Genomic DNA, 22,447 nt, shown 5'->3' on the forward strand with positions numbered 1-22,447 from the left:
CACAGTGGCGCGACGCGCGGTGCGGAAGTCGAGGCTGGACCAATATCTGTCCATGCGCCGGTGGCGCAGGTTCAGATCGGTTGGTGCCTTTGGAATGGTTGTCCTTGGCCCGGTTCTGGCCATTGTGACATTCTTGACGCTTGGACCTTTTGCCCAACGCGCTGATAGCAACACGTTACGACTGATCCTGCTGGCTGATGTGATCTATGTAATCATGGTGGCGGGGCTTGTTCTGGCAGGGCTTGGCCGAATGATCGTGGCGCGCCGTCAGGAAAGCGCGGGGTCACGGCTGCATTTGCGATTGACTGTGGTATTTGCGGTCATCGCGCTCAGTCCCACCATCCTTGTGGCAATCTTTGCGATGTTGACCCTGAATATGGGGCTTGAGGGCTGGTTTTCCGACCGGGTGCGCACTGTGGTTGGCAATTCCCTTTCCGCCGCGCAGGCCTATAAGCAGGAAAGCCGTGATGGGCTGGTGCAGGATGGTGAAGCCATCGCGGTGTTTCTTGAACGCCAGCGCCAATCGCAACTGCTGTTGACGGATGCTGAACTTGGGTCGTTGCTGACACAGGGTCAGGCTCGGATCCAGCGTGGGCTGCGTGAAGCCTATGTGATCGATTCACACGGTGTTATCCGCGTGCGGGGTGGCGGATCGTATCTGTTCGATTATGAACAACCCAGCCAGGCCGATCTGGACCGGGCGCTTGCGGGCGAAACCGTGGTCATCGAGGATTGGCAGAACAACGAGTTCCGGGTTCTGATCAAGCTGGACAATTTCTCGGACCACCTGATCCAACTGACCCGCGATGTGAACGGCGAGATCCTGGACCTTGTCGACGAAACGCAGGAAGCGGCCCGCGTCTATAACCAGTTGGAAAGCCAGCGCGGCCAGCGGCTGTTCCAGTTTGGTCTGATCTATCTGGGTTTTGCGGTGATCCTGATCCTTGCGGCCATCTGGATGGGCATGTCTTTTGCCGAACGTCTGGCCCGCCCGGTCGGGCGGCTTGCTGGGGCCGCGCAGCGGGTTGGGGCAGGCGATCTGGACGTGCGCGTCATCGAGGAAGATGGCGATGATGAGATCGCCATGTTGGGCCGGTATTTCAACCAGATGACCACCCAGTTGAAAGGCCAGCGCGCCCGACTTCTGGAAAACACCGAACAGATCGAACGCCGCCGGCGGTTGTTCGACAGCGTGCTTGGGTCCGTGACCGGCGGTGTGATCGGCCTGAATGCCGAAGGGCAAGTGACTTTCGTCAACCGTGCCGCAGAAGATCTGCTGGACGTGCGCGATGAAACCGGCGTCGAACGGGAACTGGCGCTGGTGGTGCCCGAATTCCAATCCCTTCTGGACGATGTGGCAAGCGGCAATCGTGAAACCGCCCAGACAGAACTGCGTCTTACGCGTGGCGGGAAGCAGGAAAACCTGTTGGTGCGCATCGCGACACGCCGGTCGGATGAGGGCGGGTTGGAGGGCTATGTGGTGGCGTTCGACGATGTCACCGACCTCGTGTCTGCCCAGCGCATGGCGGCATGGGGCGACGTCGCCCGTCGCATCGCCCACGAAATCAAGAACCCGTTGACCCCAATCCAACTGTCCGCTGAACGTATCAAGCGTAAATTCAGCAAAGTGGACGGTATCGACGTGGAGGCGCTGGAGCAATATACCGATGTTATTGTGCGCCAGACCAATGACTTGCGTCGCATTGTCGATGAATTCTCGAAATTCGCGCGTATGCCCGAACCTGAACGGCGCGCGACCGATATCGTGACCTTGGTGCGCGACGCGGTGCTGCTTCAGCAGGCGGGTCAGGAGGGTGTGACCATTCGTGCTGAATTGCTGGATGGGCCGATCAATGTCGAGATTGACCCCACCATGATCGGGCAAGCCTTGACGAACTTGATAAAGAACGCCGGTGAAGCGATTGAAACATTAGAGGAAAAGGGAACGCCACTGAATCATTCACCAGAGATTCGGGTGGACATGCAGCGCGTTGCGGGCGGGATCGAGATCACAATCGCCGACAACGGAATTGGATTGCCGGAAGACCGGTCAAGGCTGTTTGAACCCTATGTCACGACACGGGAAAAAGGAACCGGACTGGGGCTTCCGATTGTGAAGAAGATTATCGAAGAGCATGGCGGGCGTCTGACCCTTGAAGACGCGCCCGCCTTTCAAGGCAATGGCGGCCATGCAGGCGCACTTGCACGAATTTTTCTGCCCATGGATGACGGGCGGACCGAGCAGCAGAAAGCGGGGGCAACATGAGCGATATTCTGATTGTCGATGATGAACGGGATATCCGGGAACTGATCTCGGATATTCTGGAAGACGAAGGCTTCACGACCCGATTGGCGGGAACGTCTGACGAAGCGGTGGCGGCGGTGAAAGCGGAACTGCCGTCGCTGATGATTCTGGACATCTGGCTGAAAGATTCAGCGATGGACGGGATCGATATCCTGAAAATGGTGAAACGCGAACATCCCGAAGTCCCGGTGGTGATCATCTCGGGTCATGGCAATATCGAAATTGCCGTCGCCGCGATCAAGCAAGGGGCATACGACTTCATCGAAAAGCCGTTCAACATCGACCAGTTGATGGTGGTGATCGGGCGTGCGATGGAAACCAGCCGCCTGCGCCGCGAAAACACCGAACTGAAACGCCGTGACACCCACCCAACCGAGATGATCGGATCAAGTGCGGCATTCAAGTCGCTGAAATCCCATCTGGATAAGGTAACTAAGTCGAACGGTCGTGTGCTGCTGTCCGGTGCCGCGGGCGCGGGGAAAGAAATGGCTGCGCGCTATGTGCACGCCAATTCCGACCGGGCGTCGGCACCCTTCGTGGTGGTCAACTCCGCCTCGATCGAAGCGGATCGGATGGAAGAGGTGCTGTTTGGCCGCGAAAGCGCCGAACGCGGGATCGAACCGGGACTGTTGGAAGAAGCCAATGGCGGCGTGCTGTATTTCGACGAGGTGGCTGACATGCCGCCGGGCACGCAATCCAAGATCCTGCGCGTTCTGGTCGATCAGCGGTTTCAGCGTGTGGGTGGCAACGACAAGGTCTCGGTCGATCTGCGTGTCATTTCGTCGACAAATCGCGATTTGCAGGCTGAAATCGACGGTGGTCGCTTCCGTGAGGAGTTGTATCACCGGCTGAACGTGGTGCCGATTGCCGTGCCGCCCCTTGGCGAACGCCGCGAGGATATTCCTGAGCTTGCGCGCTTTTTCCTGAAAGCGTTCAACCGCGATCAGGGTCTGCCGTTGCGCGACCTGGCCGATGATGCGGAAGCGATGCTTCAAACCATGCAATGGCCCGGAAATGTGCGACAGTTGAAGAACATGATCGAACGGGTGCTTATTCTGGGCGAAGGCACCGGGCCAATTCAAGCCGCTGACCTGCCGGGGCAGGACAGCGGTGGAGATGATAGCGGCGATCAGGGGATCGTGGTGTCAGGTGCGCTGGCGATGATGCCACTGCGCGAAGCCCGCGAGGCGTTCGAGCGGGAATATCTTCTGACGCAGATCAACCGGTTTGGCGGCAATATCTCTCGCACGGCGAATTTCGTTGGTATGGAACGGTCGGCCTTGCATCGCAAACTGAAATCTCTGGGGGTTGTCACCGGGTCGAAGGCAGGGGCACGTGTTGCCTATGTGGCGGATGAAAACGAAGAAACAGAAGTCGAGGCCGACGCCTGATCATCTTGGGCTTGCCATGTCCGGTGGTGGGCGGTTTTGGTCTGCGGGCATTGACCCTGATCGGACCATCTGCCATGGATTTTTTGATGTGACATCAGGGAGAACCGGATGAAGGTCATCATTTGCGGTGCCGGTCAGGTGGGCTGGCAAATTGCGCGTCACCTGTCCAGCGAGAAGAATGACGTGACGGTGGTGGACAACAACGCCGGACTTGTTGCGCGGGCGACGGATACGCTGGATGTGCAAGGCGTGGCGGGCCATGCCTCTTATCCCGATGTGTTGGACCGCGCCGGGGCCAGGGATGCTGATATGATCATTGCCGCGACCCATTCGGACGAGGTGAATATGGTCACCTGCCAGATCGCGCATTCTGTGTTTGCCATTCCGCGCAAGATCGCGCGGTTGCGCGCCCAAAGCTATCTGGATGCAATTTACGCCGACATGTATCGGCGCGACCATCTGCCCATTGATGTCGTGATCAGCCCGGAACGCGAGGTTGCGCAGGCGGTGTTGAAACGGCTGCAAGCGCCATCGGCCTTTGATATCGAAAGCTTCATGGACGCGCGCGTTCAACTGTTGGGCATTCAGATCGCCGATGACTGTCCGGTGGTCAACACGCCGCTGCGTCAGTTGACCGATCTGTTCTCGACACTCAGCGCGGTGGTGGTCGGCATTCGACGCGACGGATCCCTGTTTGCGCCCGAGGCAGGGGACCAGTTGTTCGGCGGCGATCAGATTTATGTGTTTACCCGCACCGAGGATGTAAACCGCACCCTTGAAGTGTTCGGCAAGTCGGTGAAGCGTCAAGAGCGTGTCGTGATCCTTGGCGGCGGCAATGTGGGTTTGGCCGTGGCGCGGGAGCTGGAAAACCGGACTGACCGGATCCGCGCCAAGGTTGTCGAATTGAACCGCGCCGTCGCCGAGCGTGCCGCCGATGCGTTGGAACGCACGGTGGTGTTGCATGGCGATGCAATGAACATCGAACTGATGAACGAAGCCGGTGTGCCCCGCGCTGACGCGATCCTGTCGGTGACGGATGACGACAAGGTGAATCTGTTGGCCGCTGTCAGGGCGAAGACAGCGGGATGTGCGATGTCGATCTGTCTGATCAATGACCCGTCGCTGGTCAACCTGATGGAACCGTTGAAGATCGACGCCTATATCAACCCGCGCACCCAGACCGTCAGCTCGATCCTGCGCCATATCCGTCGCGGTAAAGTGCGCGAGGTCTATTCGCTGGGCGATGCCGAAGCGGAAGTGATCGAGGCACAGGTGCTTTCGACATCGCCCATCGCGGGCAAAGCGGTGCGCGACATTGATTTCCCCGAGGGCGTTCTTGTCGGTGCGATCCTGAAGGGGGACAAGGTTGTGAAGCCAACCGCCAAGACGCGGATCGACGAAGGGGACGTGATCGCCTTGTTCTCGATGGCGGCAGACGTGCCCGAGGTCGAACGCTTGCTGCAAGTGACCATCGATTTCTTCTGATCCCGCCGCCCGGACAAGGCCAAAGCCATGCTTGCCACGATCGTCAAACTGCCGCTGCTTGTGATCCTGATGGGGATCAGCGCGCTTGCGATGTTGATGCCCGCGGGCTTCGGCTGGATGATTGGCGAGTTTTACGAGGCGCGGGTCTTTCTCTATGGCGCGCTGCTGTTCGGATTTCTGACCTCGTTTCTGGCGATAGCGATGGCTGATCGAGACCGCTCGACCCGACATCGACGTCATCTGTTGGCCCTGCTGGGGCTGTTCGTTCTGTTGCCGGTGATGCTGGCGGTGCCCTTTCATCAGGCTGTGCGCACGACCACCTTTCTGAATTCCTATGTCGAGATGGTATCGGCCCTGACCACCACGGGCGCAACCCTGTTTGAAGATGCGGATCGCATTGCCAGGTCGGTGCACCTTTGGCGCGCCTTGGTGGGCTGGATGGGCGGGCTGTTCATTTGGGTCGGTGCGATCGCCATTCTGGCCCCGATGTCGCTGGGCGGGTTCGAGGTGCGGGCCAGGTTCGGCAAGCGCGGAGCAGCCGCGTCAGGCGACACCCGGTTTGGCGCGGGTGTCAGCCAGATCACGCGCGTGGCCGACTTTTCTGAACGTATCCGAACCTATGGTGTGCGCCTTCTGCCAGTCTATGTTGGCCTTACCGCGGCATTATGGCTGGGTCTGATCATTGCCGGTGATACGGCCTTTGTCGCATTGAGCCACGCGATGTCGACCATTGCGACCAGCGGTATCTCTCCGGTCGGTGGTCCGTCGGGCGCCAATTCGGGCTATGCCGGAGAGATTGTGATGGCGTTCTTCTTCATTTTCGCCATCTCGCGCGTGACCTTTGCGTCGGACATGCAGGGCAGCGAACGGCGACGGCGGTTGTCGGACGACCCCGAAATCCGCTTGGCACTGGTGATCGTGGTCGTGCTGCCATTGTTTTTGTTCCTGCGTCACTGGGTGGGGGCTTATGAAGTGGATGAAGAGCAGAACTGGATTGCTGGTCTGACGTCTCTTTGGGGCAGCTTCTTTACGGTGCTGTCCTTCCTGACAACGACCGGATTCGACAGCGCCGCCTGGTCTGTCAGCCGGGATTGGTCGGGTCTTCAGACGCCAGGGCTGATCCTGATGGGTTTGGCACTGATCGGTGGCGGGGTCGCCACAACGGCGGGCGGGGCAAAGTTGATGCGCGTCTATGCGCTGTATCTGCACGGGTTACGTGAAATGGAAAAACTCGTCCATCCATCTTCGGTCGGCGGATCAGGCACCGAGGCACGTCACATCCGCGGTCGCGGGGCTTACATGGCATGGGTCTTTTTCATGCTGATGTCGATGTCCGTGGCGCTGGTGATGGGGCTGTTTTCGCTGCTGGGACAGGATTTCGAAAGCGCCATGACGCTGACCATTGCTGCACTGACCACGACCGGGCCGATTGCGCAGGTCGCAGCGGCCGAGCCGATTTCCTATAGCACCCTGTCAGACCCGGCCAAGGCCGTTCTGGCCGGGGCAATGATCCTTGGCCGTCTGGAAATGCTGGCCATCATCGCGCTGCTCAGCCCCGAAGTCTGGCGGCGCTGACGCGTCGCGCTCAGTGTTTGCACGTGATGGGCGAGGTGCTGCGCTGCGGCTCGTCCCGACGCTATTCTGGTCAATTCCTTGATCCCAAGGTGCAAAAAGGGGGTGGAAAAGGTCAAGCCCTCACGCCATAGTGGCGGCAAGGAGATATTCTGCCGGGGTCCGGCAGCACGAGAGAAAAAAGGAAAAAAGCGATGGCTGCCGACAAACAGAACCTACAGGACGCGTTTCTGAACCATGTTCGAAAATCGAAAGTTCCGGTGACGATCTTCCTGATCAACGGCGTGAAACTTCAGGGCGTGATCTCGTGGTTTGACAATTTCTGCGTCCTTCTGCGCCGAGATGGACAGTCGCAGTTGGTCTATAAGCACGCGATATCAACCATCATGCCGGGCCAACCAATAAACCTTTATGATGGCGAAGACAGCTGAGCGACCTCATTGACCGGGAAGAACAGCCCACGCGGGCCTGGGTTTTCCACCCCGAACTGACATCCGACCGCAACCGCCGAGACGCGGCCCCAGCGCTTGAGGAAGCCGTGTCGCTTGCGATGGCCCTGCCCGATCTGGAAGTGGTCGGCGCAGAGGTTGTGCGCCTGCCCACGCCGCATCCCGGCAAGCTGTTTGGTAAGGGAAAGTTGCAGGAACTGGGGGCAAAGCTGCACGCCGCCGAGGTTGAGCTGGTTTTGATAGACGGACCGGTCAGCCCGGTGCAGCAACGTAATCTCGAGAAGGAATGGAAGGTCAAGATCCTTGACCGGACCGGTTTGATTCTTGAGATATTTTCCGACCGCGCGCGCACCCGCGAAGGGGTGTTGCAGGTCGAAATGGCGGCGCTCACCTATCAACGCACACGGCTCGTGCGGGCGTGGACCCACCTTGAACGTCAACGCGGCGGACTGGGTTTTGTCGGCGGCCCCGGTGAAACCCAGATCGAGGCCGACCGTCGCGCCATTGATGACCAATTGAATCGGTTGCGCAAACAGCTTGAAAAGGTCGTAAGGACCCGCGAATTGCACCGCGCAGCCCGCGCCAAGGTGCCGTATCCGATTGTCGCGCTTGTCGGTTATACCAATGCCGGAAAATCCACCCTGTTCAACCTGATGACCGGGGCGAAGGTTCTGGCCAAGGATATGTTGTTTGCCACGCTTGACCCCACCATGCGCCAGATCGAACTGCCCGCGATCGGCAAGCAGCCCGCGCAAGGGGGCGGACGCAAGGTGATCCTGTCCGATACGGTGGGTTTCATCTCGGACCTGCCGACACAGCTTGTGGCCGCGTTCCGTGCGACGCTGGAAGAGGTTCTGGCCGCCGATCTGATCTTGCACGTGCGCGACATCAGCCATGAAAGCACCGATGAACAGGCCCATGATGTCGATCTGATCATGACGGAGCTTGGGGTGAGCGAAGACACGCCCCAGCTTGAGATCTGGAACAAGATCGATCTTCTGGACGCCGACGAACAAGACGCCCGCCGCCGCGAGGCCGAGCGTAATGACAGCATTCTGGCCATCTCGGCCCTGACGGGTGAGGGGTTCGATAATCTGGTGCTGGCCATCGACACCGCCCTTGATACACCTCGCAGGACCGAGACTGTGGTTCTGGCTTTCTCGGACGGACGCAAAAGGGCATGGCTGTTTGACAAGGGAATTGTCGAGACCGAAGAGCCGGGCGAAGAGGGCTGGGCGATCACCGTGACCTGGACCGAACGGCAGGCTGCGGAATATGCGGCGCTTTGAACATTGCCAGCCCGCCGGATATCCTGACTGTTGGTTCGACGACGGCGCTAGTTCTTCGGCACAAGCTGCGTGACCCCGACTGACGCTGCCCGCGCCAAGGCTGGGTCCAGCGACATTGGTGTGTATTCCCCGCGCCGCCAGAGCTCGCCCAGATCGTCATAGTGCCGCGATAGCGGATGGCCCGATTGGCCAGTCGAAATCACGAACAGCGAACTGTTGGGGTCGGCAAAATCATAGACGCCCCGATATCCGGCCCCATGCACATTGCGATAGGGATTATTGCCAGTGCCCGCCGTGCGTCCACGCATCAGCGTGTTGTCGCCCCCGGAAGTTGACTGTCGAATGTTCACGAACCAACTCAGGAAGGGTATGTCCCCCAGAACCGGGTGCTTATGCGTGACCTCGTGAAAATCGCCCCAGCGCAGACTTTCCTGTTTGCCACCAGCATTTTCATCCAGCCACAACAGGGCGTCATCCAATGCGACACGGGCAATGTCGGTGCAGGTTTCCTTGGGCGCGGACTGGATCACGTCGCACCAGATGCCGGCCCCTTCGACATCGCGATAGACGCGTTCGATGAATATCGGTTCGATCTGGGTGAACTCGCCGGCCAACGGGCCAAGTTCGTCGCGGATCAGACGGGTTTGCAAAGCGCGCAGCCATGCAGAATAGATCAGCGGCTCTGGCATATGCTCATTCATTTCGCCGTTCCAATTGGCCAGAAGCTCCAACGCGCGTTGGCGTGCGCGCTCGGGGGTGCCATCGGGGGCCGCATCGCCGGTAAACCACAGATCCGCCCCAACCAGCGGCAAAAGCGTGCGTGCGGTGACGGACACCGAATCAAGCTGGGCTTCGATGAAACTGTCGCGCGTGTGCACCTCGCGCGCCTGCATCAAACGGCTCCAGCGCTGCACACGCTGGCTGTCGCCCCAATCATAGCTCATGTGATTGGGGAATGGGCGGTCCACGAGCTTGTTGTTGGTATTGCCAACGATTCCGCCTGTGGGTTGCACGAATTCGGGATTGGCGCTGTAACTCAGAATGCCCTGCCACCGGTTTTCGACCACCCAACCGGGGCTGGGAATGCGGCCGCGGGTCTGGTGCTGCGCGTCGCGCTTGGGCATCGCGCCGATTACCTTCATCGCGATATTCTCTTGATCCGCCATGGTCAAGGTCAGGCTGGGGGCGACATAATCAGAGCCTGCCGCGATCCCCTCCATTACCGTTTTCGAGCGCATCAGGCGAATTGCCGCGCTCATCGAGCGGTCTTCCTTGGTCAATAGTGTCCAGTTCAGCGACATGGCGTGGCCAGGCGGTGTGATGATCCCAAGATCAAACAGATGCCCCGGCAGGATCGGACCATTCTCGGACCATTGCAGGTCGAAAGTAACGGGGGCTTCGTCCTTGATCTGCACAATCGAGCCGCGTTTTATCAGGGGTTTGAACCCCTCGGGTGTTTGCACCTCGTTGGGGTTGTCGGGGTTCAGTTTTTCGACGTTCAAATCCTGATCGTCCAGGTAAGACGATGTGACGCCCCAACCGAAACTGTCAGATCGCCCGACCATCATCGCTGGCATACCGGGTATGGTGCCACCGATCACACCACCTGTGGATAATTCCAGCCGCGCGAGATACCAGATTGAAGGCGCGGTGAATCCCAGATGCGGGTCGTTGGCCAGAAGAGTGCCGCCAGCGGCGGATCGTTTTGCCGATGCGGCCCAGGCATTCGACGCGCCAGCCTGCCCGCGACGCGGAGCCGGCCACAGGTCCGGCAGGTCCTGACGCTTGGTCAGATTGGCAAACCGGGTCTTTGGAACGTCAAGCAGGGCGGCGTAATCGGGCAGGGCGGCGACCCCGGTGCCGGGAATGTCGGGCAGGATGTCTTTCACGCGATCCTCTGGCAGGGCAAGCGTCACGCGCGCGCGCAAGAGTTCTTCTTCCAGTTGACCGGCCAATTGCACGCCCAGAAGTTTCAGAATCGCGATGCTGTCTGCCGGTTGCCACGGTGAAACATCGTTCGGAAACAGGAAAAACTCGGGTGCTCCGCGCCCCAGCGCCTCGGAATTCACACGGCTGAGATAGGCGTTGACGCCCGAGCTATAGGCCTTCAGCGCAGCCTTGGTATCATCATCCTGCACCTCGACCGCTGCTTTGGCCAGTGTGTACAGGTCAAGCCGACGCATCAGCTCGTCCGCCTGCAAGGTGCGACGGCCAAATACCTCGGACAATCGGCCTTGTGCGGTGCGTCGCATCATCATCATCTGCCACAACCGGTCCTGGGCATGGACGTATCCCAATCCGAAAAAGACGTCAGCGTCGTTCTGAGCGAAAATATGGGGTATATTGGCGTTGTTTCGCACAATCTCGACCGGGGCGGTGATGCCTGCGGTCTGCCGGGTTACATTATAGTCGGGCAGCGATTGTGCGGCCAGATAATAGACCAGCGTCATCACCAGCCCGGCCAGAACCATCAAGCCAGCCACGATTCGGATCATCCAAAGAACGACTTTGCCCATTAAATCCTAATCCACCGTTTCGCACATGTCGTTGCACGGTCGCCGTTGACCTTGCCTGCTCACGCGGTAACTACTGTGCATCACACGGGAATTCAACGGAAGGGAACGGTTATGGCGAAATGCGCATTTTTGGGCTTGGGCGTGATGGGATACCCCATGGCGGGACATCTTGTTGCAAAAGGGCACGAGGTGATCGTTTTCAACAGAACGGCCGGGAAAGCAGAGCGTTGGACCACGGAACACGGCGGCAAATGGGCGGCCACCCCGCGCGAGGCGGCGAAGGGTGCCGATTTTGTCATGGCTTGCGTCGGCAATGATGACGACTTACGCGCCGTCGTCCTGGGTGCCGAGGGCGCATTGGCGGGGATGCATAAGGGCGCAATCTTCGTCGATCACACAACCGTATCAGCCGCCGTCACGCGAGAGCTTTTTTCCACCGCCGCCAATCAGGGCGTGTCGTTCGTCGATGCACCGGTATCCGGCGGGCAGGCGGGGGCCGAAAACGGGGTTCTGTCGATCATGTGCGGCGGGGATCAGGCGGCCTATGACGCGGCAGAACCAGTCATGCAGGCCTATGGCCGCACCGTGAAACGGTTGGGCGACAGCGGCGCGGGGCAGTTGACCAAGATGGTCAATCAGATCTGCATTGCAGGGCTGGTGCAAGGCCTGTCCGAAGGTCTGCATTTTGCCGAAAAGGCCGGCCTTGACATTCGCGAGGTGGTGGATGTGATTCAAGGGGGTGCGGCGGGCAGTTGGCAGATGGTCAACCGGCACAAGACCATGGCGGATGATCATTTTGAACATGGGTTCGCTGTGGACTGGATGCGCAAGGATCTTGGAATTTGCCTGTCCACCGCCGATGAGAACGGGGCGTCGCTGCCGGTCACGGCTTTGGTCGATCAATTCTATAAAGACGTGCAGAAAATGGGCGGCGGGCGCTGGGACACGTCCAGTTTGATTAAGCGGTTGAAAACCGCGGGGTAAGGTTCTGTAAAGTAATAAAAAAGGGCGGTCTTATACCGCCCTCTTTGGTTTCTGATCCGTCCGGGTCAGGGAATGATCCGCGTGTATTTCGCGCCTTCGATCGAAGCACCTGCGATCAACCCTGCCTGACCAAACACCACTGCCACCACCGGTGACGACGCGGTGATCGTGTCTGCGGTCAGACGGTCCCCTTCGGTCTGGAAGGCGTATTTGATGTCTGCCGATGCCACCCAGCCAGCGGCCCGACGGAAATCCTGTAACGCCTGATCGGTCATGAAAAACAACACATGCGCATATTGTTGCGCGCCGATTTGCAGGCCGGCACTGGCTTGGGTCAGCAGGTAATAGTCAACAGTGGCGTCGTTGATGCGCAAGGCGCCGCGACCATAAGCCCCGCCCAGGCCAAAGCCAGCTTCAGTAACCAATGGCATGATCAGCTGGCCGGTCGATTTCGATGCCAGTTCCCGCGTGCCCGGATAGCGGTTGTAAAGATAGTCCAGCGTGCTGTCGACGCGGGCGTCGATACGATCGCCGTCGCGCGACCCGATGCCGTTGGCGCAGGCAGCCAGGGATAGGCTCGCGCCGCCTGCTGCTATCATGAATCCTCTGCGGGAAAGCCTGTTCTTTTGCATAATTTCGCCTCGTTGAATGCGCCATCGGCGCGACATGTGCTCGATTGTGGTTCTCAGCCCACTTGCCACAAAATATAGCGGCAAGTGACGCGGCTGTCACCCGTTAAGCGCAAAAGGCGCGAAAAACGGCCTATGAAGTGTGATGGATTACAAGCCTTTGAGCAATCGCGCCATACGAGGTGCGAAATAGGTCAGGATGCCGTTGCAGCCTGCGCGTTTGAAGGCCATCAGGCTTTCCACCATCACCTTGTCCCCGTCCAGCCAGCCATTTTCTGCTGCGGCCATCAGCATCGCGTATTCGCCGGACACCTGATAGGCGAATGTGGGCACGCCGAACGTGTCTTTCACCCTCTGGCAGATATCCAGATAGGGCATGCCGGGTTTGACCATAATCATGTCCGCGCCTTCGGCCAGATCGCGTTCGACCAGCCGCATGGCTTCCTCTGAATTGGAGGGGTCCATCTGATAGGTCTTTTTGTCGCCTTTCAACGCGCCGGACGCGCCGACTGCATCGCGAAACGGACCATAGAAGGCTGACGCATATTTGGCGGTGTAGCTCATGATCGTGACGTTGCGGTGGTCGGCGGCTTCCAGCGCGTGACGTATCGCGCCGATGCGACCGTCCATCATGTCGGACGGGCCAAGAATATCCGCCCCCGCCTCGGCCTGTGCCAAGGCCATTTTCACCAGTGCCTCGACCGTTTCATCGTTGACAATCTCGCCGTCGACGACGATCCCGTCGTGACCATTGATGTTATAGGGGTCCAGTGCCACGTCGGTCATCACGGCAAGGTCAGGCACCGCGGCCTTGATCGCACGAATGGCCCGGTTGGACAGGTTGTCGGGGTTCCACGCTTCCTCGCATGCCTCTGTTTTCAGGGACGGGTCGGTATTTGGAAAAATGCAAATCGCCGGAATGCCCAGATCGGCGGCCTCTCGCGCAGCGACAACAAGCCGGTCGACGGATTTGCGGGTGACGCCGGGCATCGAGGGGATGGCGTCCTCGTGATCCTCTCCGTCCACAACGAAGACAGGCCAGATCAGGTCATCCACCGTCAAAGTGTTTTCCCGCACCAGATTGCGCAACGCGGCGCTGGACCGGGTCCGGCGCAGGCGTGTCATGGGAAACGGTGCGACCGTGGTCGGATGTGGTGCGCGGCTCATCTTGGTCTCCTCTGGCTCGGGCAGGGCACAACTGGACCTGACCGCTTTGGCTTCAAACTTCCTGCCATGGGATCACGTCCATCACAAGTGCGCAATCTGCCGCCATTTGCTGCAAAAGCGGGCTGGCATTGCTGCGCCGCCGCAGCTAGTCTGGCCACATATAAGACCGGCCCGAGCAGGCAGACGATCCGAACGACGTTCGGACCGCCCGGAATACGGCCCCGAAGCAAGGTGACGTGCACGTGGATTGGTATTCCACCGTATTTGAAATCATAGACATGCGGTCCTTTTCGAACCTGTGGTACTGGATCGCGCTTGCCGTGGCCTGGTCCACCGTCAGCCATTGGGTGGTTGGCGTGCCGTTTGATCTGATTCAGAAGGCCGCCCGGCTGGAAGGCGAGGCGCAACAAGATCTTGAAGATCTGGTGCGCATCAACTGCAATCGTGTCTTGTATGTCGCGGGCGTATCGGGCCTGTGGATTCTCGGCTTTGCCGCAGCCTTGTTCACGTCGATGGCAATCTTGGGCTTCTGGTACAAGGTCGAATTTGCGCAGGCCGTCTTTTTGCTGCTGTTTCCGATTGCGTTGGCTGGACTGATGTCGTTGAACACCGCGGCCGTGATCCGCGAACGCGCGCTTGAGGGCGAAGACCTGCGTAAACGTCTGAACCGCCACCGTGTCCAAACCCAGTTCCTTGGCATGGGCGCGATCTTCGTGACCTCGCTCTGGGGGATGTATCAAAACCTGTCATTGGGTGTATTGCGCTGACCCTGCGCCCTTGACACCAGACCTCAGGCCGTTACCTCGCCGTCATGGAAAAATTGCTGCTCTCTGGTGCCCCCGAAGGCTATGACGCCACATTGGTGGTGAAAGAACTGGCCCGTGGTCATGGCCCGGTTGTGCATGTCGCGCGCGACGACAAGCGGGTGGCCGCGATGGAGGCCGCGCTGGGGTTCTTCGCTCCCGATGTCACCATCCTCCGCTTTCCGGGGTGGGATTGTCTGCCGTTTGACCGTATGTCGCCCAACGCAGCCGTGTCGGCCACCCGCATGGCGACACTGGCGGGGCTGGCGACGGGTCAGATTGCAGGCAAGTTTGTCCTGCTGACCACGCTGAACGCGGCCACCCAGCGGGTGCCAGAGCGGGCGTTGCTGAAAGAAACATCCTTCACCGCGCGCGTGGATCACCAGATCGACGTGGATGCGCTTCGGGCGTTTCTGGTGCGTATGGGCTTTTCGCAAGCGCCCACGGTGATGGAGCCGGGCGATTTTGCGATCCGGGGCGGTATCATCGACATCTACGCCCCCGGTCATGACGGCCCGGTGCGGCTGGACCTGTTCGGTGACGTGCTGGACGGCATCCGTCGCTTCGACCCGGTCACGCAACGCACCACCGACACGTTGAATCGCATCGAACTGGCCCCCGTGTCCGAGGTTATTCTGGACGAGGCCGCGATCACCCGGTTTCGTCAGAACTACCGCATCGAGTTCGGGGCCGCCGGGTCCGACGATCCGCTTTATGAGGCCATTTCGGCCGGGCGCAAGCATCAGGGCAACGAACATTGGTTGCCGTTCTTTCACGAACGGTTGGAGACGATTTTCGACTACGTGCCTGATGCCTCGGTCATGCTGGACGATCAATTGACGCCGTCGCGGCTAAGCCGGTGGGAGGCGATTGTTGATCAGTATGAAACCCGTAAGATCGCCATGACTGCGAAAAACCGGATGGATACGGTCTATAAACCCTGCCCGCCGGGCTTGCTGTATCTGGATGATGCCGCTTGGGAAGCTGCATTGGCCGATACGCGGGTTGTCCAACTGGCCGCACTTCCGCAAGCCACGGGTGCAGGTGTGCTGGATGGTGGTGGGCGCATCGGGCGCAATTTCGCGCCGGAGCGTCAGCAGGAAAACATCAATCTGTTCAAAGCACTGACAGATCATGTTGAGACGAAGATAGATCAACCGGTGATCATTGCGTCCTATTCCGAAGGTGCACGTGAACGGCTGCAAGGACTGCTGTCGGATGAAGGTCTGATCGCCACCACGCGGATCACCGATTTCCGCGATGTGCCGGATGGCAAGGGCGGGGTCTATCTGACCGTCTGGCCGTTGGAACACGGCTTTGAAGGCCCGGATCTGACGGTGATTTCCGAACAGGACGTATTGGGCGACCGTCTGATCCGCGCGCCCAAGCGCAAACGACGGGCCGAGAACTTTCTGACTGAAGCGCAAGGCCTGTCCGCCGGTGATCTGATCGTCCATGTTGATCACGGCGTGGGCAAGTTCACCGGTCTTGAAACCGTTACCGCGATGGGCGCGCCACATGAATGTCTGGCGCTGGAATATGCAGGCGGGGATCGGCTTTTTCTGCCCGTCGAGAACATTGAGCTTCTGTCGAAATTCGGCCAGGACACCGGGCTGCTGGACAAGTTGGGCGGTGGGGCGTGGCAGGCCAAGAAAGCCAAGCTGAAGGAACGTATCCGCGAGATCGCCGACAAACTGATCCGTCTGGCCGCGGAACGCGAGCTGCGAAAAGCGCCCGTGCTGGACGCACCCCATCATGCATGGGAGGAGTTCTCGGCGCGGTTCCCGTATCAGGAGACCGAAGACCAGCTTGGCGCCATCGAGGATGTGTTGACCGACCTGTCCTCGGGTCGCCCGATGGATCGCTTGATCTGCGGTGACGTGGGCTTCGGCAAGACCGAGGTCGCGATGCGCGCGGCCTTCGTGGCGGCCATGTCCGGTCAGCAGGTCGCGGTCATTGCACCGACCACGTTGTTGGCGCGACAGCACTATAAAAGTTTCGCCGAACGCTTCCGGGGGTTTCCCATTCAGGTCGGACAGCTCAGCCGTTTCGTCGGACAACGCGAGGCGAACCTGACTCGCGACGGTATGACCCGCGGCACGATGGATATTGTTGTCGGCACCCATGCGCTGTTGGCCAAGGATGTTCGGTTCAAGACCCTGGGGTTGCTGATTGTCGATGAAGAACAACGCTTTGGCGTGGGGCATAAAGAACGGCTGAAAGAAATGCGGTCCGACGTGCATGTGCTGACGCTGTCCGCCACGCCGATCCCGCGCACCTTGCAAATGTCTCTGTCAGGTGTGCGCGATCTGTCGATCATCGGCACGCCGCCGGTGGACCGTCTTTCGATCCGCACCTATGTGTCCGAGTTCGACAGCGTCACCATACGTGAGGCGCTGTTGCGCGAACATTACCGTGGTGGGCAAAGTTTCTTCGTGGTGCCACGTATCAAGGATCTGCCCGAGATCGAGGCGTTTCTGGCCGATCACGTCCCTGAAGTCACGTTCGTGGTGGCACATGGGCAAATGGCGGCGGGCGAGTTGGATCGGCGCATGAATGCCTTCTACGACGGCAAATACGATGTGCTTCTGGCCACCACGATTGTGGAAAGCGGAATCGACATTCCGACCGCCAATACGATGGTGATACACCGCGCCGACATGTTCGGACTGGCGCAGCTTTACCAGATCAGGGGCCGGGTGGGGCGGTCGAAAACGCGCGCCTATGCCTATCTCACCACCAAGCCGCGTGTGCCGCTGACACCGACCGCCGAAAAACGGTTACGTGTGCTCGGGTCGCTGGACGCGTTGGGCGCGGGCTTCACGCTGGCCAGCCAGGATCTGGATATTCGTGGCGCGGGCAATCTGGTGGGCGAGGAACAGTCCGGTCAGATGCGCGAAGTGGGCTATGAGCTTTATCAACAGATGTTGGAAGAGGCGATTGCCAAGATCAAGGCGGGCGAACTTGAAGGGCTGTCAGACGCTGACAGCACTTGGGCACCGCAGATCAATTTGGGCGTTCCTGTTTTGATACCAGATACTTACGTGCCTGATCTTGATGTGCGCCTTGGCCTCTATCGTCGTCTGTCGTCGCTCGCCACCAAGGTCGAGCTTGAAGGCTTCGCCGCCGAGTTGATCGACCGCTTCGGCCCCCTGCCGAAAGAGGTCAACACCTTGCTTCTGGTCGTGCGGATCAAGGGCATGTGCAAACGTGCGGGCATCGCAAAGCTGGACGGGGGTCCGAAGGGTGCGACGATCCAGTTCCACAACGACAAGTTTGCCTCGCCCGAAGGGTTGGTCGAGTTCATCCACGCCCAGAACGGGCTGGCCAAGGTGCGTGACAACAAGATCGTGGTGCGCCGCGACTGGCGCAAGACCTCGGACAAGATCAAGGGGGCGTTTGCCATCGCGCAGGATTTGGCGATGAAGGTGAAAGAGGCGCGTGAGGCGTCCAGCAAGGCGAAGACGGCAGGGTCCTAGCTCATGTTTCCCCGGTCCAGTTGCATCAGCGCCCATGCAAGCGCCGAACATGTCGTGACCCCGATCAGAAGCGGAAACGGCGTGTTGTTGAAGGCCAACCCAATCGGGGCCGCAATGGCGATCGCTGCCACGGTGGGCACAGCACCGATCACGGCGCTTGCGGTACCCGCCACATGGCCCAACGGCTGAATGGCCAGCGCGTTCAGGTTGCCAAAGCTCAGCCCGTTCAGGAAAAACAGCGTTGTCGCCCAGCCGCAGAACAGCCACAGCGCAAACGCGCCGTGTGGGGCCAACCACCACCATGCAAGCAGCGTCAGTGAGGCCAGAACCGTCTGCGTGGCAAACCCCGCCAGCGCCAGCCGACGCATTCCCAAACGCATCACAAGCTGGGCATTTAAGAACCCAGAGAAGGCGGAAAAAACCGTCACCAATGCGAAATAATAGGGGAAGTTTGTACCAACCCCCAACACATCGACAAAAATCTGCTGGGCTGAACTGATGAACGACATCAGCTGACCGAATGCCAGCGTGATGATCGCCATGTAGATCAGCGTCACTCGTGTTTGCAAAACCACCTTGAACGCCGCCAGTGTGGGCCGCAGTGACAGTGGCCGCCGACGCTCGTTCGGCAGGGTTTCAGGTTGGCGCATCAGAAACCAGGTCAGGATCGCGGCGGCCAACAGGATATAGGCGGTGAACATCTGTCGCCAGCCAAAACCCAGCACGATCCATTGCCCGATCATCGGGGCGACCGCCGGCACGAAGACGAAGAACCCAAACGCCATGGAGTTGACCCGCGCCATCTGCCGCCCTTCGTAAAGGTCGCGGGTCATGGCCATGCCGCAGGTGCGCGGACCGGCAGCACCCAAGCCTTGCACGAACCGCCAGAACAGGATGGCCTCAAGCGACTGTGCCCAAAAGGCGGCAAAAGCGGCCACGATGTAAAGCAACATGCCCATCGACAGGGAAAAGCGCCGTCCCATGCTGTCGGACAGTGGGCCAAAGATAAGCTGCCCAAGGCCTGCGCCAATCACGAAGGCGCTGATCAGAAGTTGCGCCTTGTTGATATTGTCAGGAACCAGCTGCGCGCCGATTTCCGGCAGGGCAGGCAATATCGAGTCGATGGAAAACGCGACCATCGAAAACAAGGCCGCGATCAACAGCACGTATTCCCGCAACCGCAGCGGTGTTTGTGGTGAAATGTGCTGGGAAATACGGCGGGTGATCAATGCGCCGGGCCTTCGGATGACCCGGCAGCCAGTTGCGCGATCAGGTCATCAATCACCTGTGTCCAAAGCTCGGTCGGTTGGGCACCGGACACCACGTGTTGATTGGCCAGCACGAAGGTCGGCACGGATTGGACCCCTTTGCGTCGCGCATCCATGTCGCGGGCCCGAATGTCGTCTGCATCGGCATCTGTCGCCAGAAGGCGGCCCACAACATCCCTATCCATTCCAACTGAGGACGCGATTTCGACCAATCGCGCGGGGTCGCCAATGTCGATCCCGTCGATGAAATAGGCGCGGAACAGGCGGTCGACGACGGCGTTCTGTTTGAACTCGATCCCCGCCCAATGGATCAGGCGGTGGGCGTCCAGCGTGTTGGGCGTGCGCGTGATGCCTTCAAGATTGATCTCAAGGCCCGAGGCTTCGGCCTCGGTCGCCACGGGCAGATAGGCCTTCACCGCGCCTTCTTGTCCGCCGAATTTCGTTTCCAGATAGGCGCGACGATCCATACCGTTCTTGGGCATGTCCGGGTTCAACTGGAACGGATGCCATTCGATCTTGAACGGATGGTCAGGCCGCGCCTCAAGCGCCCGGTCAAGACGTGACTTACCGATATAGCACCAGGGGCAGATCGGGTCGGAAAAAATATCAAGGCGGATCATTGGGGTCTCCTTGGGCGAAGTCTCTACCGGGGAATGTCAGGGATGGGAAGTGCTGTGGATCACAGCTTGGTGAGCAATCCCGATTCAAAATGTTCACGCAAGGTCGCGCGCAACAGCTTGTTGTTGGCACCACGCGGAAGCGTGTTCAGCGGGATGAACAGGCGCGGGCATTTGTAATGCGCCAGTTGTGCGTGGGCATGGGTTGACAGCACTTCCTGCGGGACCGGATCAGCTTCGGGCGTATAGAAGCAGGCGATGATCGTTGCGTCATCCTTCACGGCCACCTCGGCGCAGGCGGCTTCATGAATGCCGGGATGCAGGGCCATGGCGGCCTCAACCTCGATCGGCGAGACGCGGAAGCCACCGGCATTCATGATGTCATCCGAGCGCCCTTCAAAGGTGATGGCGCCGTCCGGTCCCATGCTGACAGTGTCGCCGGTCAGGAACCAATCACCGGAAAAGCGGTTCTTTGTATCCGTTTCTGCACCAAGATAGCCCAGCATCAGACCCGGATCGCTGCGATGCACCGCCATAATGCCCGGCGTGCCGCGTGGGGTGACGTGGCCCTCTGCGTCCAGCACCGCGATATGCCGTCCCGGTTGTGGATAGCCCAGGGTGCCGTCAGGCGCCGGGTGATTGGGTGCGCCGGAAATGAAGGTCGAACATTCCGACATGCCATAGGCTTCGTGGATCGGTGTCAGCGTGGCCGCCTCCCAGTGCGCGCGCGTGGTGGCGGGCAGTTTCTCACCCGCAGACAATCCGTGACGCAAGGCGGGCAGGGCGGGCAAAGTGCCGCGCAACACCTGACGGTAAACACCGGGTGCGGCGGCAAAGATCGTTGCGCTCTCGCGCGCCAGAAGCTCGCCAAGCTGGGCCGAACTCGTGCCTGCCGCCGGGATCAAGGCGGTTGCGCCCACCGACCACGGATCCATCAGCCCGGTGCCCAGCGTATAGGTCCAATTGAACGCGCCCGCATGCATCAAACGATCGTCGCGGGTCAGCCCATACCAGCCATCCCACATCATTTGACGCGCCCAGATCGCACGGTGGGCATGCACCACAGCGCGTGCCGTGCCGGAAGTGCCCGAGGTGAACACGATATAACCCGGCCGTTCGGGGTCGCCCATGTGGAAAGGGGCTGGCGCATAATCGGCCAATCCGTGCAACCCATCCACATCCAGAACCGGAGCATTGGTGTCAGCAGGCAGGGCAATCCCGTCATCGGCAATGATCAGATTCGGGGCGACCATGGCCGACATCTTGGTGATTTCCGCCTGCGTCAACTGGGATGAGGTCGGCACCGGCACCAGCCCCGCTGCAATCGCACCCAGAAAAGAAATTGGGAAATCCACCGTGTTGCCGAGTCGTAACAGCACCCGGTCGCCCGGTGCCAGTCCCTGCGCCAACAACCCGCCCGCCAGGCCGCGCACAGCACGGTCCAACTGGCGAAAGGTCCAATGGGTCTCGTCCGTTCCGTGCGGCGTCACCACCGACAGGGCCGTCTTGTCGCCCAGATCTGCCGCATGGGTCAGCACATAGCGCGCCATGTTGAACGCCTGTGGCGCGGAGGGCAGCGGGGCGGTGGGGCGAAACTCGGACAGCATAAGGGGGATGTGCCAACGTCCGGGCGAACTTGCAAGGGTGCACCGTTGCATCACCCGGGTTTCCGTGTATTGAAAGCGCATGACTATGCCCGAACAACCCAGCCTGATCCGACTGGCCCGTGAAAACGAAGATGATCGCCCCGATCCCAGCCCGCTGGACCTTGGCGCGCGGGTGCGCGATCTGCGCAAATCGCGCGGCTGGACGCTTGAGCAGGCGGCGCGGCAGGCAGGGCTGGCCCGGTCAACCTTGTCGAAAATCGAAAACGGTCAGATGTCGCCGACCTATGAGGCGTTGAAGAAGCTGGCGGTCGGGCTGGAAATCTCGGTGCCGCAACTGTTCACCGCGCCAAAAGCCGCACAAGTGTCGGGCCGCATGGCCGTGACCAAAACCGGCGAAGGCGCGGCGCATGCCACCGCCACCTATGAGCACGAATTGCTGGCCGGTGCGCTGACCAAGAAAACCATGCTGCCCTATCGTGCACGGGTGCGGGCGCGGTCGTTTGACGAATTCGACGGCTGGGTGCGCCATGACGGCGAGGAGTTCCTCTATGTCCTGACGGGTGCGATCCGCCTGATTACCGAGTTCTATGAACCGGTCGAAATGAAACGCGGCGACAGCGCCTATTACGACGCGTCTATGGGACACAACGTGATCTCGACCAGTGCCGAGGATGCGACGATCCTGTGGGTCACGTCACTGGTGTAAGGGGGGGCCGATGTTGGGTGACTGTCGGCTGTGCGGACAAGGACGAAGCCGCTCGCGCGGCGGGGGCGCTTGTGGCCGGCGCGTTGCGATGATCTGACGGTCGAGACTTTGGGAATGGGCGTGTCTGTCTGACGATTGGGGTCTCTCAATCAACAGACAGGAGGGTCCCATGGCGGACAC

At 59.9% G+C, this 22,447-nt stretch carries 16 protein-coding genes; 10 read left to right on the forward strand and 6 right to left on the reverse strand.

Going from position 1 to position 22,447, the window contains the following annotated elements; all coding sequences use genetic code 11:
* Positions 1-52 precede the first annotated feature (52 nt).
* The 6 genes from AC13C8_RS07825 to hflX all read left to right on the forward strand — a co-directional run bounded on the left by AC13C8_RS07825 (position 53) and on the right by hflX (position 8,491).
* The gene (locus tag AC13C8_RS07825; RefSeq protein WP_091430181.1) at positions 53-2,266 is read left to right on the forward strand and encodes a sensor histidine kinase NtrY-like; all 2,214 of its coding nucleotides are present in this window, start codon (positions 53-55) and stop codon (positions 2,264-2,266) included.
* Entirely contained in the window at positions 2,263-3,696 is a 1,434-nt protein-coding gene (ntrX, locus tag AC13C8_RS07830; RefSeq protein WP_091430179.1) for a nitrogen assimilation response regulator NtrX, read from the forward strand. Before AC13C8_RS07825 ends, ntrX begins: the two co-directional genes overlap by 4 nt.
* Before the next feature lie 108 nt (positions 3,697-3,804).
* Positions 3,805-5,181, forward strand: coding sequence for a Trk system potassium transporter TrkA (trkA, locus tag AC13C8_RS07835; protein WP_091430177.1), 1,377 nt, complete (start codon positions 3,805-3,807; stop codon positions 5,179-5,181).
* 27 nt (positions 5,182-5,208) lie between these two features.
* On the forward strand, positions 5,209-6,756 hold the full coding sequence (locus AC13C8_RS07840) for a TrkH family potassium uptake protein (RefSeq protein WP_091430175.1): 1,548 nt from the start codon (positions 5,209-5,211) through the stop codon (positions 6,754-6,756).
* Positions 6,757-6,947: 191 nt separating this feature from the next.
* Entirely contained in the window at positions 6,948-7,184 is a 237-nt protein-coding gene (gene hfq, locus AC13C8_RS07845) for an RNA chaperone Hfq (protein ID WP_091430174.1), read from the forward strand.
* A gap of 8 nt (positions 7,185-7,192) precedes the next feature.
* Positions 7,193-8,491 carry a GTPase HflX gene (hflX, locus tag AC13C8_RS07850; RefSeq protein WP_482846970.1) on the forward strand — a complete coding sequence of 433 codons (1,299 nt, stop codon included), beginning with the start codon at positions 7,193-7,195 and terminating at the stop codon, positions 8,489-8,491.
* 47 nt (positions 8,492-8,538) lie between these two features.
* Here hflX and AC13C8_RS07855 read toward each other — a convergent pair whose 3' ends face one another.
* Positions 8,539-11,007, reverse strand: a complete 2,469-nt coding sequence (locus tag AC13C8_RS07855; protein WP_482846959.1) for a penicillin acylase family protein — start codon at positions 11,005-11,007, stop codon at positions 8,539-8,541.
* Between the two features lie 111 nt (positions 11,008-11,118).
* Here AC13C8_RS07855 and AC13C8_RS07860 point away from each other — a divergent pair, with 111 nt between their 5' ends.
* Complete coding sequence (locus tag AC13C8_RS07860; protein ID WP_482846960.1) at positions 11,119-11,991, forward strand: NAD(P)-dependent oxidoreductase; 873 nt, start codon at positions 11,119-11,121, stop codon at positions 11,989-11,991.
* 65 nt (positions 11,992-12,056) lie between these two features.
* Here the strand turns inward: AC13C8_RS07860 and AC13C8_RS07865 are convergent, their stop codons facing one another.
* Both AC13C8_RS07865 and hemB read right to left on the reverse strand, forming a co-directional pair.
* Positions 12,057-12,590: a lipid-binding SYLF domain-containing protein gene (locus tag AC13C8_RS07865; RefSeq protein WP_245744700.1), complete on the reverse strand. Its 534-nt coding sequence runs from the start codon at positions 12,588-12,590 to the stop codon at positions 12,057-12,059.
* A 180-nt stretch (positions 12,591-12,770) separates the two neighbouring features.
* Positions 12,771-13,787, reverse strand: a complete 1,017-nt coding sequence (gene hemB / locus AC13C8_RS07870) for a porphobilinogen synthase (protein WP_482846961.1) — start codon at positions 13,785-13,787, stop codon at positions 12,771-12,773.
* A 242-nt stretch (positions 13,788-14,029) separates the two neighbouring features.
* Here hemB and AC13C8_RS07875 point away from each other — a divergent pair, with 242 nt between their 5' ends.
* Both AC13C8_RS07875 and mfd read left to right on the forward strand, forming a co-directional pair.
* Positions 14,030-14,554, forward strand: coding sequence for a component of SufBCD complex (locus tag AC13C8_RS07875; protein ID WP_482846962.1), 525 nt, complete (start codon positions 14,030-14,032; stop codon positions 14,552-14,554).
* Between the two features lie 44 nt (positions 14,555-14,598).
* Positions 14,599-18,069 (forward strand): transcription-repair coupling factor, encoded by a 3,471-nt coding sequence (gene mfd, locus AC13C8_RS07880; RefSeq protein ID WP_482846963.1) that lies wholly within the window; start codon positions 14,599-14,601, stop codon positions 18,067-18,069.
* On the opposite strand, the gene AC13C8_RS07885 is transcribed toward mfd, so the two are convergent.
* From AC13C8_RS07885 to AC13C8_RS07895, 3 genes are read right to left on the reverse strand one after another with little or no spacing between them, the layout of a single operon-like run.
* Complete coding sequence (locus AC13C8_RS07885; protein ID WP_482846964.1) at positions 18,066-19,298, reverse strand: multidrug effflux MFS transporter; 1,233 nt, start codon at positions 19,296-19,298, stop codon at positions 18,066-18,068. The genes mfd and AC13C8_RS07885 overlap by 4 nt on opposite strands.
* Complete coding sequence (locus tag AC13C8_RS07890) at positions 19,295-19,957, reverse strand: DsbA family oxidoreductase (protein ID WP_482846965.1); 663 nt, start codon at positions 19,955-19,957, stop codon at positions 19,295-19,297. Before AC13C8_RS07890 ends, AC13C8_RS07885 begins: the two co-directional genes overlap by 4 nt.
* 59 nt (positions 19,958-20,016) lie before the next feature.
* A complete protein-coding gene (locus AC13C8_RS07895) occupies positions 20,017-21,561 on the reverse strand; it encodes a class I adenylate-forming enzyme family protein (protein ID WP_482846971.1) in 1,545 nt (514 codons plus the stop codon).
* A 79-nt stretch (positions 21,562-21,640) separates the two neighbouring features.
* Between AC13C8_RS07895 and AC13C8_RS07900 the strand changes: the two genes are divergently transcribed.
* The gene (locus tag AC13C8_RS07900) at positions 21,641-22,267 is read left to right on the forward strand and encodes a helix-turn-helix domain-containing protein (protein WP_482846966.1); all 627 of its coding nucleotides are present in this window, start codon (positions 21,641-21,643) and stop codon (positions 22,265-22,267) included.
* Positions 22,268-22,447 lie beyond the last annotated feature (180 nt).

This window comes from Aliiroseovarius sp. B-4 (assembly GCF_056857795.1).